The organism is Ornithobacterium rhinotracheale DSM 15997 (genome assembly GCF_000265465.1).
Taxonomy (GTDB): Bacteria; Bacteroidota; Bacteroidia; order Flavobacteriales; family Weeksellaceae; genus Ornithobacterium; species Ornithobacterium rhinotracheale.
Map to the genome: position 1 here is coordinate 722,463 of NC_018016.1, position 13,897 is coordinate 736,359.

A 13,897-nucleotide genomic window follows, 5' to 3' on the forward strand; every position below is an offset into this window, starting at 1 on the left:
GGAGTGTCGATTTTTAATTAAAATTTATGTATTCTTCGGGGTCTACGGCTTTGCCTCTCACCCAAAGCTCAAAATGCAGGTGTGGCCCTGTGGTTTGCTCGCCCGAGTTTCCGACCTCTGCGATTACTTCGCCTTTTTCTACCACATCGCCTGTTTTCTTAAACACTTTGGAGGCATGTTTATAAATCGAAATCACATCGTTTGGGTGACGAATAATCACGGTGTATCCTGTTTCTGGAATCCATTCAGATAGCACAACATCTCCTGCTTCTATGGCTTTAATGCTTTCGCCCATTTTGGCGGCAATGTCTACGGCTAGATGTTTCTCGGTTAAATCATACTTGCTAGTTAAAACACCTTTCACTGGCACAAAGTACAGCGGCACATTGCTTTGTTTTTTAGCCTTGCTCAAAGCGTCCATTTCCTCTTGCGCTATTTGCAAACGGAACAGCGAATCTTGCTCCGTGGGCTTTAAATAATCCGAATTTAAGGCAATTTTTTCTTGTTTTGCCATTAAGCTATCCACATGCTCGGCTTTGATTTTCCCGCCAACGACCGCCTGCACAGATTCGATGTAACGCTGGTGATGTTGCAGGGAATCCTCTATGGCTATAAGCTTTTCGTTCAGCTCTAGCAATTGTTTTTTATAAACCGTTTCGGGGGTATTTTGCTCGGGAACGATGTAGCTTTTGAGCGGTGTGTAGCGCATGACCACAAAGGTTGCAGCAATGATAAATAGCGTGAAAAACGCCAATAGGAGCAAGACATTCAGTACATTTAATTTGTACGAAAGCATGGTCTCTTTAGTATCTAAATCTTTAATCTGAAAACTGTAATGATCGGTAAGTTTTGGTCTAAATTTTTTTCTTGGTTTTTCCACGGACTATTTTTGTGTTGCAAATATCTAAAAATAAGGCTTTTTTTCCGATTTTTTTTGATTATTTTTTCATCACCTTTTATCAAGCTTGGGATAAAGCCAATCTCCTCTCTGCTGAGAAGTAATTTTAGGCTATCGGCATAAAACTTTTCTCTTCGGAAGAGAAATTTTTAATCAAAACAGAGAAATTTTTCGATACAAAGGGCAAAAATTTAGCCCAATCACGCAAAATTTTGGATACTAAGCCTAAAAATTTGGCTTAATCATTGAAAATTTTAGGCACGATGGATAAAAATTTCGCTTAACGATTCAAAATTTTGGGCATTAAGCCTAAAAGTTTGCGCAATGTGGGTAAAAACTTCTCTCCATTTTCCAAGATTATTTTATATAATCTCATAAAAAACATCATCTTATCTTTTTTTTATGTAGCTTTGTCCTCATGTTGAAGCGTATAATTCCTTTATTCTGTATTATATTAATTTTAAGCTGTTCTACTCGCAAAGATTCTTTTAAAAATAGAACTTATCATAAAACAACAGCTTGGTTCAATACTCTGTTCAACGGGCAACAGGCGATAGATAATCGTTTAAATGAAGCCAAACAGAGCCATCAAGACAACTATTTTGAAATCTTAAAAGTTTCTCCGTACGGGGAGTTCAACCTAAACGACGAAGCCGAAGATGTGACTTATGAAAAAAACCAAGGCATTGGAATCTTTGGAAGACTTAGGGCTGGCGAAATCTTAAATAATGAAAACAGCACCAGAGAAGGCTATGCTAAGGCAGAAGAAAAGGCTCTGAAGGCTATTGCTAATCATTCCATGAATATCAACGGAAAAGAGCGAAATAAACTCATCGCTAGGGCATATCTCATGCTGGGAGAAGCTCGCTATTTTCAAGGGAAAACTTTCCAAGCGCTAGAGGCTCTGGAGCAAGTGAAACAAATGGGCTTTCAAAAATTTATTCCTTGGGCTGAATATTATTCTGCTTTGGCTCAAATCCAAGGGGGGAATGACTATGTGGCTGCTAAGATTTTAAACAAATTGTATGAAAATAATGATTTAAAAAAGCCGATAAAAGCACTCGTGGCTCAGCAATCTGCCGAGCTTTTTTATAAAAATGATAATTACAAAAATGCTATCGAAGCACTAGATAAAGCGATAAAATATACCAAAAACAAAAAGCAAAAAGCAAGGTTATACTTTATCCAAGGACAAATCTTGACAAAGGATAAAAACTATGCACTTGCCAACGAGAAATTTTCTCAGGTTTATAAATTAAAACCAGGATTTGAAATGGAAGCCAGAGCCATCGTTGCCAAAGCTCTTAACTTTCAAGCCAAAGACCATAACGCTCAGGAATATTTATCATCGCTTAAAAAATACGCCAGAATAGGGAATTACGAAAAATACTTTAATGAATTCTGGTATGCAATGGGAAACATAGAGCAAAAAATCGACTCGCTAAACCTTGCAAAAAAAGATTACCTCCAGGCTTTAAAACTACCGATGTCCTCTCCAGAGTATAGAGCAGAAACTTATGCCGCACTTGCGGGGCTTTATTTGCAAAAATCAGACTACGTTTATGCCAATGCCTATTACGATAGTGCCGTTTCCGTTATTCCTCAATCCAAAAGAAAAGAAGAACTCAGCGAGCTGAGCAAAAACTTAAATGAGGTAATGAACCTCCATTATTTGGTAATGCGAAACGATAGTATCCTAAATGTGGCATCGCTCCCTAAAAAAGACCAAGAGGAGTTCTTTGCTCACTACATCGAAACTTTAAAAAAGAAAGATGCCGAGCGAAACAAAGAGGACGAAATACACGCTGCTGAGTTCAAAACTCAACGAAAAATTAAAGCATTTGATGCTAGCTTTACAGAAAAAGCAGGAAATAAATTTTACTTCTATAGCGAATCTGCAAAATCGAACGGAGAAAATGAATTTAAACGACTATGGGGGAACATTTCTCTCCGAGACAATTGGCGAAATTCTACCACCAGCGGAGATGCTCTCGCAGAGAAAAAAGCTGCTCTCACAGGACAAACCGAGACTAAAAACCCTCGCCGTTACGAGGTTGCATTTTATCTAGAACAGATTCCTAACAAAGATAGTTTAAGCACTTTAAAATTATCGAGAGATACCGCTCAATTAAAATTAGGAGTGGCATACGCAGATTTACTAAACAATCCAAAACTGGGAACCGAAACGCTGGAAATGTTGCTTTCTACTCCGCCTAAAAAAGATTCTGTAAAAACGGAGGCTTACTTTCAGTTATATAGAATTAATGTAAAGGAAAACCCTACCATTAGTCAAAAATACAAGGATATTATACTTAATCAGTATCCCAATACGCTTTATGCTCAATACATCAAAAATCCTGCAATCAGCCTAGACCAAGACAATAGCGAAGCGGCAAAATCGGCTTATCTTGAGGCGTATAATCTATTTGAGCAAAAAGAATATGCAAAAGTCGTTTCATTAAGCGACCAAGCCATACAAGATTTTGCAAGAGAGCCTTTAGCTCCAAAATTCTCTCTCTTGAAAGCACTCGCACAATATCATTTAGGCGAAAAGGATTTATATCTCGCGGAGCTTAACAACATCATTAGCAAATACAAGGATACAGAAGAAGCCAAAAGAGCGCAAAGCCTCCTCAACATAGGCAAACCTAAAAAAGATAAAGAAGAACCAACCGAAGATAACTTAGACGAAACCGAAGAGGAGCCAGAACCTGAAACCTCTCCAGAAAAACAAATGCCAGGGCAGGGTATCAGTATTTTTGGATAACTTTAAAAATAAATTCCTGCCCCAAAGCCCACACCATTGAATTTAACACCTCCAATGTTGTGATTAAAGTATTTGGCTCCTAGTTCGTATTGTTTAAAGTGATAAGTAGGATTAATTTCAAATTGATCGGCATTACCACTTAAATCATTCCCTAAAAGGGCGGTTTTATAATTAATTTTCACGCTGATGGGCTTAACATAAAACCCCGCACCAAAATTAAATGCCAAACCTCCTTTTCTCACTTCGTTGCCCAAATACGCTGCGCCCACTCCCCAGTTTAAGGTAAAAATCTGCGTACGAATACGGTAGTAATCTATTGTGGCATAGAATAAATCCAAGCTTTCTGTCTTGCCATTTTCTTTGCCCCAGTAATGCGTGTACGATGGCGAAAAACCAAAGCGATCGCCAATTCGCAAATCAACCTGCAATTGATTGGCTTTTACATAATTCGACTTCAAAAAGTAGTCTGAAACATGCGTGCGCAAAATAAAATCACGATCTTGCGTGTAGCTGTAATCGCCTTTGCTTTTTTGAAAATAAGGGTATGGCTGCAATTCCGCATTTCTCATCTCCTTATCTATGGTAAGCGGACTTTCCACAAGCGGAAACCACGCCAAACCAATAACAAGCATGGTACCGATTCCCATTTCATCGTTATCGTATCTTCGCACGCTCGACTGAGATGAGCTCACCTCCAATGGCATATACTCAAGCGATTCGTATTCTCTATCCTTCAAATTTTCTTTGGCTCTTTTAATTTTCTCTTGCCCAAAGCTCACACTTGCACACAACGCAAGTGCAACAAAAACTACCTTTCTCATTCGTCCTCCGTATTTTCTTCGATTATTTCTCCAAAGACTTTCGTCTCATCAAAAATTTCTTCAATTAAATTTTCAATCGCCAAAAGACCTTCTTTTATATTTTCTAAATTAAATTCCATTACTTCGTCTAATTGCAACAATTCTATTTGCCTATTTAAAAATCTAAGCGGATAAATTCCTGCTGCCACTTTCTGGCTTGGGTGTGCATTTAGGTACATGAAGCAATAGATCAAAAGCTGAATCGCCTTGGCACTTTCTTTATCCTTCGCAAATTTTTCCCAGCGGGCTTTGTTAAAACTCAGTTCACGGCTATCGAGCCCGCCCGTTTTGTAATCAATCACGCGAATCATGCCGTTAAGCGACTCCACACGATCGATTTTTCCACCAAAATTAATTTCACGCCCACTGCTCAACTTTAGCGGTGCAGAAAATTCGCTTTCCAGCTCCATGATGATTAATCGATGATTTTTAGCCGTAACCTCATCTTTTCGCAAAACACTCTCCACCATTTCTTTCGCCACATTATAAATAATGATGTTTTTGCCTTGCAACTGCTGGTCTTTGAGCAAAATTTCATTGAACTTCTGCTTGAGCGTATCCTCTAATTTCGCGTTCATTTCCTTGAAATTCTCTTGCGTGAGTGCCTTGCCTAGATATGGCGTGTACAGCGATTCAAGCGTATCGTGCACAGCGGTACCCAAAGTTTGAAAATTTGCAGTCTCCTCTACTTCGCGTTCTTCTTTTATTTTTAAAACATAACGCTCATAGAAGCCCAAATTATCGTACAAATAAGCCCCTAACGACGACGGACTGATTTTGTTTTTCCACTGATTGAGTGCTTGCATCACCGCAGGTGTTTTCTCCACCACCAAAGGCTCTGCTTTTTCTGGCGTATTTTCTACGCGTGCTAGCTTTTGCTGAATTTCATGCGGAGATTCCAATTCTAATTGAAGCAGAAAACGGCTCGGCTCGCCCTTGCCCATTCCATCTGAATCGGTGTTGTATAAAAAGGTTGCCGACTCGCATCGCTGAATCAGACGGTAAAAGTGATATGCATAAATGGCATCGTTTTCCAAAAATGTATTAAGCCCAAATCGCTGCCTATGCTCAAACGGAATGGCTGTATTTTCTTGTCGCCCCAAAGGAAAAATACCTTCGTTCGCCGAAGTGAAAATGATATGTTTAAAATCAAGCAAACGCGTTTCTAGCACACCGAGCAACTGCAAGCCCACCAACGGCTCCCCCAAAAACGAAAGCGTCTCGGTGCGTAAAATCTGCTGATACAATTGCTTGAAAATCTTAAAATTCGTGATAATTCCATATTTTTCAAACAATTGGACTAATTGCTGAAAAATAGTTTTAAATCTGAAAAAATATTCTTGTTCAATATCGCTTGGCTTAACACTTGCGCAGAAAAATTCAATCCAATCGACCATGCCTTGCGCAAAATCCAATGGCTGAACAAAGCCTTCAAATAACGGCGAAAAAAGCTTTTCGGTTTGGGCTAAAAGTTCCTCTCGGGAAATGAAAATTTTGTTATTTTCTAAAATGTCTTTTTTAATGTTTTTCGCACTGTCTAAAAAATAAGCTTGAAAATTCGGATTTTCGATGATTTTCAAAACATCTTTGTAGTAAAATTTCCCGAACGAATTAAATTTTTCTTGATTGGCATATGCCTCCAATAAGGCTTGGAAAAATGAACTCAACGGCACAGATTGCAGTGGCAATCCCATAGTAATGTTGATTTTCTTCACTTCCTCGGGCAAGGAATTCAGCACTGCTGGCAACAACTGTTCATCGGCAAGAACAATTGCCGTTTCCTGCCGTTCTTCTGGAGTTAAGTTTTTAAGTTTTTCTCCTACAAATTTAGCAATACCGATTTGCTTAGCCCCCCCAATAATTTCAATTTTTTTATCTTTTTTGAAATAATCATTTTCCCAATTAAAAGGATTAAAACTACCCGAAGCTTTATAATCACGCAAAAAGTTCCCTGCTTCTTGCTTCGGGTCTTGCATATAATATGCATCGGTATCCCAATAGCAATAAGCCCGTTTTTGTTCCACGAGTGTTTCCACAATGTGGCGTTCTGCTTTGGTAAAGGCATTAAAGCCTATGAAATAGAAATTTCGACGATCTTTAGCTATAAAATCTTTAATTTTTTCGGCAGCGACTGAAGCCAAAAAGCCACGATATGCCACTCCGTTTTGCAATAATTCCTCTTTTAAGTCATGATACAAAACTTTCGCCATGACCCAAAAGCCTAAATTTTGGTCGATTACCTCTCGGCTACCAATTTCCAATTCTTCTCCCCAAGCTTTGATACGCTCATCGGATACCATAAAATCAAATACCTCTTTGGGATCTGCCAACGAGGCATCAATGTCATCAAAATCTTTTAAAAGCGTGGGTGCCCATTTTAAAAATTCTTCAATGGATTTAGCCTCTGGCTGACGCTGATAGGCTGAAAATGTGGTAAAAAGCAATTCTAACCCCGAAACCAACTGCAAGCCCGAAATCTGCTTGAGCAACTCCTCCACGGAAAGGATTTCTGGCAAAATCCCTGAAAATCCACTTTCTACAAAAGTTTTTCGCAAAAAAGCCTTGGGACGATTCCCTGGAACAACCAAAACCGTTCTAGAAAATTTAAGATTTTGCCCCATTAAATCTTCAACAACTTGTTGCAAAAAGGTTTTCATACTCAGCAGGTTTTAAAAAACTAAACTATCAAAAATGGCATTTCCGCTCGCAGTGTGTGGCAATAATTCTTTGCGAATGAAAGCCTCGATTTCTTCTGCCTCCTTTTCGGGATAGAGCAAGTGTACATTGGCTCCCGCATCAAGTGTGAAAAATAGATTTTTGCCCGTTTCTTTTCGGTAGTTCCAGATTTTTTGAAGACAAGCCAGCGTGCCCGTTTGCATCAAAATATACGCAGGGCTAGACATCATCATTAGTGCATGCAGGCTCATGGCTTCATGTTCCACCAAATTTCCAAATTGATCAACATCACCTGATTGTAAAATTGCTTTAAGCTTCCCAATGTTTTTCTTGGCTTCGCTAAATCTTGTTTCACCATACGGGTGATTATTCATCAAGCCATGTCCCACGGTGCTCGAAACACTTTTTTGACCTTCGTGAATGAGCAAAATACAATCTTTGAAAGTTCTGAAAATCGGGTGAATTTCATTTTCGTTCAACGGCACTGCATACAAATCCGAACTTTCTGAATAAAACTCAGATTCGCCCCAAAGCACCAAACCTGGATACACTGAGCGACAAGCACTCCCCGAACCCAAACGGGCTAAAAAAGAAATTTTTTCTTGGGGAATTTCTAAACTTGGATTTAATTTTTGCTCAATTTGAATAAAACATTTAGCCAAAGCACTCATTCCCGAAGCCGAAGATGCGATACCACTACTGTGCGGAAAAGTATTATGAGTTTTCACCACAAAATCAAAAGCCGTGATCCAAGGACAATAATCCGCAATACGCTGAATAAATTTTTCGATTTTGGGAGCAAAATTAGGCTGTTCCACTTCATCTAAAAAAACCTGAATTTGAGCACTTTCTGATTTTTTAGGGCTAAAACTTAATTCTGTTTGGGTTTTGCAGGCTTGCAAAGTATAACTAATCGATGGATTTTTCGGGATTTGATCGCCCATTTTCCCCCAATATTTCACAAGGGCAATGTTAGATGGGCTCTCGGCGCAGACTACGCCACTTTGTTGTAAGTCAAAATTGGTATTGGCTGGGATAAAATTGCGTTCTGTTTTAGTCATCATTAAATTTTATACAGGCGTAAAAATACTAAGTTTTTTTCTCCTTGCCTTACTTTCAATTCAATTTTTTTCGGGATTATAAAACATAAAAAAATCACGCTTGTTCCAAGCGTGATTTTGATATAATTTAGATAACTATAATTTACTGTTTTATGAGAGGCTTAACCTCCGAGCTATTGTCTGCAAAAAAGACCTTCACCAAATATTTACCTTTTTTCAAATTGCTGATATTTATTTCAATACTTTTTTTAGACTTAGATGAAACCTCTTTATTAAATACTACACTTCCAAGAATACTATAAATCGTAATCCCCTTAATCTCTTCGCCATCTTCTACATAAACTTTAAATGAATCAACGGCAGGATTTGGTGATAATTTAACCCTATCTTGATCTATTTTATTCTCAAAAGACTGACACCCCACAGCCTCAGATCTTTGGAAATCCCCAAAAGACTCTGCATGCATGTAGGCTATCGCTAATAATAAAACTAATAAATATTTCTTCATTCAGAACGAATTTAGCAATTTTATTTTTATCTAGCAAAAAAAGAGCCCAACTTTTTAAAAGTTAGGCTCTTTACAATTACTTTATACTAAATTTAATAATTCGGGTTTTTCAACTTAACATCTTGAGTAAAGATCAATTTTACTTTATCCCCATTAGACATTCTAGCTGGCTCAATTGTTTGACCTTTTCTTCTTAAGTAATCAGCTGTTTTTTCGAGAGCTCTCTTAGCCTCTGGCTTGAAGATATCATCTCCAAACTTAGGATTGATATTGGTGATATACCCGTTCTCATCTACATGGAACTCTAAACGAACCCCTACAGTTTCTTTGTTCACATCTGGGAATTCGGTGTTAAGGTATTTCAAAATATCATCCCCTAACTTTTCACCAAAACATTTAATTAGCTCACGCTTTTTACCTTTGTATTTCTCACAACCAGGGTACACAGCCATTTGGTCTACACGGTTCACCGTTACGGCCTCTGCCACACGTTCTTCTTTTGGAGCTTCTTGGGTTTTTTGTTTCAAAGCAGATAAGTCTACTTTTTTAACTTCCCCAGTTGAGTGAGACGGAGCCAAATTGATTTTTGGCGGTGTTGGTGTATTTTGATCCTGAATTGGCGGTGGTGGCACCGGCTTAGGACTTTGTTCGATTTCTTGAGGCACTACTGGCGGTGGTGGCGGTGGTGGCTCATCCGCTTTTGGTGGCGGTGGTGGCGGAGTTTTAGGTTCTGGAATTTCTACCAAAACTGCCTCCGTTGGCGCTTCTACCTCGGCAAATTCTTCCTCTTTCACTAGGGCCTCATCATACTGCTTATAGTTGAACATCAACAAGATAGCTAACAAAACAACATTTAACCCGATAAGGAAGTACAACATGCTCGATTTCTGAACATTTGCGTTTTGTGACTTTTTTACTTCCATTTTTTTAACTTTTTGTGATGACTAAGTTATAAATATTTTTTTAAAACACAAAAAATAATCTTTTTTTTGACATTTTCTACATTCAAAACACAAATGCAACGCTTAAATAATTTAAAACTAAAAGCGTATGCAAAGAGAAGAAATCAGACCTTTTTTGGTAGTACAGAAGTTTGTACCCATTCCCGTAAATCATTTAGAACCTAAGCAGTACATATATGAATATGGTATTGTAGTACAGGTGTTGAAACAAGAAAATAATATTGAGGTATTATTTTCTGGTCGTTCGTGGATAACTTTTAAACCTAAGGATATTTTATATCATCGTGTGGCTGTGAAAAAAGAAGAAACCGATTTTTTTATAGAAAGCCGATAGGCTTTTGAGTGGGCTCGTCTCAAGTATCGGTAAAATCTAACGGCAAAAATCCCTGTAAATGCGACAATATCAAGAGGTTAATAATTATTATTTGTGTGAAAAGGTTCAGCTTAGACCTACTAGCCTATTGCATTATAGTTATGTGATGGACTTACGAAATTACGAAGTAGGCTATGCTCCTACTTTACGCCAAAATCTAAACAAGGAAAAAACAGAATTAGATGAGTTAAACGCACTAGATGATATTTCAGAGTTTGGTTCAATTGTTAAATATGCTGAAAAGTGTGTTGAGTTGTATAAGGAGAAACAACAAGAAGTGTATAATGAGAAAGGGCATGTTTTAAAGGATTTAGGAACGCTCTCGGATACTCAAGTAAGGAATATAAAAAAGTATGCTATTTTATTTGCTGACGCAACTAAATCAAATAAAGACAAATATTTATCTTTTGTAACCTTGACCTTGCCCAGTGCGCAAATACACCATGATAGAGTGTTGCGTAAAATACTGGCTAAATACCTTGACCATTTAAAAAAGGTCTATGGCTTGAAAAATTATTTATGGAAAGCTGAAACTCAAAAGAATGGAAATTTGCATTTTCATGTGTTGATTGACACGAAAATCCCTCGTGAGGATATTCAGCGCATATGGAACCAGTATATAAATAAATATGGTTATGTTGATAGATATTCTGAAAAGATGAACCGCTTAACGGCTAAAGAATATATGGCTAAGTATTCAAAAAATTATAAATCAGAAAAAGACTGCATACTAGCTTACCAGCGTAATAAAAAAATGGGTTGGAGCAATCCCCCAAGTACTAAAATTGAAACGCCAAAGAGTAAACGAAATATAGTTGCGTATGTGGTGAAATATCTATTAAAGCAAGAAGAAAATAAACGCCCAGTAATTGGTGCGGTGTGGGGCGCATCAAATAAGGTAAAAAAACTCAATTATTTAAATTTTGAAGTTAGCAGTTATTTAGAGGAGTTAAACCACTTGCGGGGAAAATTGGAGTATGTGCCTACTGCTATTCAATTTGTAGAGTTGTATAAAGGTAAAGTATATCAGATGATCCGCAAGGGATATAAAAAATTAAACGAGCATTTAAAAATTTATAATAAAGCCATAAGACAGTTATTAGATACCGATTTGAGTATAAATTTAGACCAGTTAATCCAATTAATTTATGAAAAACAATACACAGAACTTGCAAATAATTAGTGCTAAGGAGCTAGCTAATTATTTAGGCGTAAGCTATTCCACTGCACGCATGATAAAAAAAGATATTTTAAGCCACTATAAAAAGAAATATCTAACGCTAAAGCTCGTAAAAAAATATTTTGATGATTAGTGTCAAAAATTGGTATAAATCGCTTAAAAGTGGTAAAAATCGCTAGATTTTAAAAAGTGCTTTTGCATGCTTAATATCTTTGTTTCAGAAATTTAAAATAAGATATAAAAATGAGAGTAACATTAGCAAAAGCAACCGAGGTGCTGGAAGTTAAGGAAAGTGCAGCGGGTTTGATTTTAAAAGGTAATTCAAGTACCGATTTCGGACAGGTGCAAATTGAGTCTTACCTAGTAGATGAAACCTTTACTAAAAAGGTTTTGGTGCCAAAGATGAGCGTTAAGCTATTTACAGAATTGTTGGGCGTTCATTTTGTTAAATTGCAAACAACAATTGGTAGCGACAAAGTAGCGGTAATTCCTTTTTCTAAATCTGGAAGTTTGCCATTAGGTGACAAAACTTACATTGAGTTCCATGTATCGGGTGGACAAGCACAGAATGTAACTGCAGAAACATTTGAGGCTATTGGAAGTGCAGAGCCTATTTATGTGCAACAAGTGAAGCTTGACCAAAATATATCTGTAAAGGATGTTGATGTATTAGCATTTGATTATTTGGTAGCTGAAAAGACACCAAATGAATTGCAAGTTATCAATGCACAGGGCAAAACAAGGATTTCGCAACTACAACTTGATTATGCAAAAAATGCAAGGATTGATGAGTTATCGAAATTACCTGCATTGGATTTAACAGGCTTATACACCTTAGCAGTGTATAAAAATGTAGGAGAATAATTTACATTCTATTTGTTAGACGCAAAATAATATTGAAATGATTGGAGCAGTAACAGCGGTAAGTAGTTTAATTGGAAGTGTGGGGGGCGGTAACGCCTCCGGCTCCTCTCTTGGTCAATTTGGAGGAAAGATAGTAGGCGGTGTATTAAGTAAGATAACTGGGGGGTTAGATAGCGTTTTGGCAAACGGCTTTGATTTGCATTGTTGGGGCTCGAGCTGGTCGCCTAGTAGAGCGATGAAAGAAGGAACCACAATCGTTGAATGGATTATTGAACAATCTGGGTTTACTAAGGTAGCCAGTGCTGACAATTTTAATAAGGCGTTACTTTATTTAAAAGTTTGTGCAAGTGGTTTTCCATGGGGAAAAGATTGTACGCGTAAAGGTACCGAGGCACTAGCTGCAATGATAACAGAGGCATATGGTAGAATGCTGAAAGAGTATCAGACAAGATTTACTTATGTTGGTGATAAGGAATATCCAAAAGGAACTGATGTAAACTTAAATTTCCCATTCCGTGACACTTCAAGAGGGGATGCCGTGAGTAAGGAAGTTTTGCGCGTGCCATTCTTTAGAGAAAAAACAGATGCTGAAAGACAAGCAGATAGCCAAGCAGGTTCATCGGATTACAGACCTAGTAAGGATCAAACACTTAAAACAGGAATGCCTACAGAAGGTGCGTATCCTGCGGTAACAGACGGGGAGGTATATGGAAAAGCTACTGGACATGTTGGGCGAAATGACAATAACATTTTGTATTTATTACTAGGAGGGGCATTGATTTATTTATTAACAAAGAAAAAATAACATTTAAAAACAAAATAAAGATGAAAGAATTAATAACAAAAGTTGATAGTTTTTTACTAAAGCCATTAAGTGGTAATGGTGCAGGGACAAGTATTGCGACCTTTTTGGTTTTAGGATTGGGAGCAGTGATTTTATCCGTGTACATGGGCTGGATTAAAATCAAAGGAAAAAGAAGAGGCTGGTAATTATTAACTAAAAAAGTATAGAAATGGCGTATAATAATGGATATAGTAATGGTTGGGGTGGAAATCCCAACCCTAATTTTAACCGAGGTTATGACCGAGGTTATAATAATCAGAGACAACCTAAAAAACATTCTGGGGCTAAAGCTGGACAATCCAAGAATGGAAGGTTTTATGTTACGGCTTGGAATTATTCAAAGCAAAGAGGACTAATCACAGTTAGAGCATTTGAAAACTCTAAGAGTGTGCGCTCGGAGTCTCCAAACACTGGAAATAGATTTATAACCACGATGTTTGAGGTATTTTACAAAAAGACAGGCGCAAAGGTTCTAGAAATAGCAAGTTTCAATGTGAATACTGGAAAAGTGTATTTACAAAAGCTAGGAATGGTAATTTCAACTAAAGCACCTAATGGTGGATATTTCGGACAAATTAAAACTAGATAGTTATGTTTAAAAATATTAGAAGTTTGATGAAAAGTATTCCAACATTGTTGAAATATGTGCAATGTGCAAAAATTTGCTTGCACCATGCGTATGAGGCAAAAAAAGAGATAGATACGCTTTTTGATGATGTGGAGGGCAACGAGCCAGAGTACTTGAATGAAGAAGAACTTGCGGGTGTTCCTACGGATAAGGAACATATGTGGTAAAATATTGAGAGATGACAAGTAAATTAATTACAAGTGTTTTAATTGCAGTGGTTTACATTGGAATGATTATGTTATCAGATGTGTTGAAGGACCACATTAAAGATAGTTT

General features: G+C 37.4%; 14 protein-coding genes. 8 read left to right on the forward strand and 6 right to left on the reverse strand.

The window, feature by feature from the left end:
* Window positions 1–13: 13 nt before the first annotated feature.
* Window positions 14–880 carry a M23 family metallopeptidase gene (locus ORNRH_RS03370; protein WP_014790504.1) on the reverse strand — a complete coding sequence of 289 codons (867 nt, stop codon included), beginning with the start codon at window positions 878–880 and terminating at the stop codon, window positions 14–16.
* A gap of 436 nt (window positions 881–1,316) precedes the next feature.
* Here ORNRH_RS03370 and porW point away from each other — a divergent pair, with 436 nt between their 5' ends.
* Complete coding sequence (porW, locus tag ORNRH_RS03375; RefSeq protein WP_014790505.1) at window positions 1,317–3,665, forward strand: type IX secretion system periplasmic lipoprotein PorW/SprE; 2,349 nt, start codon at window positions 1,317–1,319, stop codon at window positions 3,663–3,665.
* A gap of 2 nt (window positions 3,666–3,667) precedes the next feature.
* On the opposite strand, the gene ORNRH_RS03380 is transcribed toward porW, so the two are convergent.
* From ORNRH_RS03380 to ORNRH_RS03400, 5 genes are all read right to left on the reverse strand, one after another.
* Window positions 3,668–4,486 (reverse strand): hypothetical protein, encoded by an 819-nt coding sequence (locus ORNRH_RS03380; protein WP_014790506.1) that lies wholly within the window; start codon window positions 4,484–4,486, stop codon window positions 3,668–3,670.
* Window positions 4,483–7,182 (reverse strand): PD-(D/E)XK nuclease family protein, encoded by a 2,700-nt coding sequence (locus ORNRH_RS03385; RefSeq protein ID WP_014790507.1) that lies wholly within the window; start codon window positions 7,180–7,182, stop codon window positions 4,483–4,485. The genes ORNRH_RS03380 and ORNRH_RS03385 overlap by 4 nt, the downstream gene beginning before the upstream one ends.
* Window positions 7,183–7,194: 12 nt before the next feature.
* A complete protein-coding gene (locus ORNRH_RS03390; protein WP_014790508.1) occupies window positions 7,195–8,262 on the reverse strand; it encodes a diphosphomevalonate decarboxylase in 1,068 nt (355 codons plus the stop codon).
* Window positions 8,263–8,404: 142 nt separating this feature from the next.
* Entirely contained in the window at window positions 8,405–8,770 is a 366-nt protein-coding gene (locus ORNRH_RS03395; protein WP_014790509.1) for a T9SS type A sorting domain-containing protein, read from the reverse strand.
* Window positions 8,771–8,862: 92 nt separating this feature from the next.
* Window positions 8,863–9,693 carry a hypothetical protein gene (locus ORNRH_RS03400; protein ID WP_014790510.1) on the reverse strand — a complete coding sequence of 277 codons (831 nt, stop codon included), beginning with the start codon at window positions 9,691–9,693 and terminating at the stop codon, window positions 8,863–8,865.
* Between the two features lie 127 nt (window positions 9,694–9,820).
* Here ORNRH_RS03400 and ORNRH_RS03405 point away from each other — a divergent pair, with 127 nt between their 5' ends.
* The 7 genes from ORNRH_RS03405 (at window position 9,821) to ORNRH_RS03430 (ending at window position 13,788) form a co-directional block, all read left to right on the forward strand.
* Complete coding sequence (locus tag ORNRH_RS03405; RefSeq protein WP_014790218.1) at window positions 9,821–10,066, forward strand: hypothetical protein; 246 nt, start codon at window positions 9,821–9,823, stop codon at window positions 10,064–10,066.
* A gap of 58 nt (window positions 10,067–10,124) precedes the next feature.
* Window positions 10,125–11,288 carry a rolling circle replication-associated protein gene (locus ORNRH_RS12280; RefSeq protein ID WP_014790511.1) on the forward strand — a complete coding sequence of 388 codons (1,164 nt, stop codon included), beginning with the start codon at window positions 10,125–10,127 and terminating at the stop codon, window positions 11,286–11,288.
* A gap of 240 nt (window positions 11,289–11,528) precedes the next feature.
* A complete protein-coding gene (locus tag ORNRH_RS03415) occupies window positions 11,529–12,149 on the forward strand; it encodes a hypothetical protein (protein ID WP_014790261.1) in 621 nt (206 codons plus the stop codon).
* Between the two features lie 37 nt (window positions 12,150–12,186).
* Window positions 12,187–12,954 carry a hypothetical protein gene (locus ORNRH_RS03420; protein WP_014790262.1) on the forward strand — a complete coding sequence of 256 codons (768 nt, stop codon included), beginning with the start codon at window positions 12,187–12,189 and terminating at the stop codon, window positions 12,952–12,954.
* A gap of 20 nt (window positions 12,955–12,974) precedes the next feature.
* Window positions 12,975–13,139 carry a hypothetical protein gene (locus tag ORNRH_RS12285; RefSeq protein WP_014790223.1) on the forward strand — a complete coding sequence of 55 codons (165 nt, stop codon included), beginning with the start codon at window positions 12,975–12,977 and terminating at the stop codon, window positions 13,137–13,139.
* A 23-nt stretch (window positions 13,140–13,162) separates the two neighbouring features.
* Complete coding sequence (locus ORNRH_RS03425; RefSeq protein ID WP_014790512.1) at window positions 13,163–13,582, forward strand: hypothetical protein; 420 nt, start codon at window positions 13,163–13,165, stop codon at window positions 13,580–13,582.
* A 2-nt stretch (window positions 13,583–13,584) separates the two neighbouring features.
* Window positions 13,585–13,788, forward strand: a complete 204-nt coding sequence (locus ORNRH_RS03430) for a hypothetical protein (protein WP_014790513.1) — start codon at window positions 13,585–13,587, stop codon at window positions 13,786–13,788.
* The last annotated feature ends 109 nt before the right edge of the window (window positions 13,789–13,897 follow it).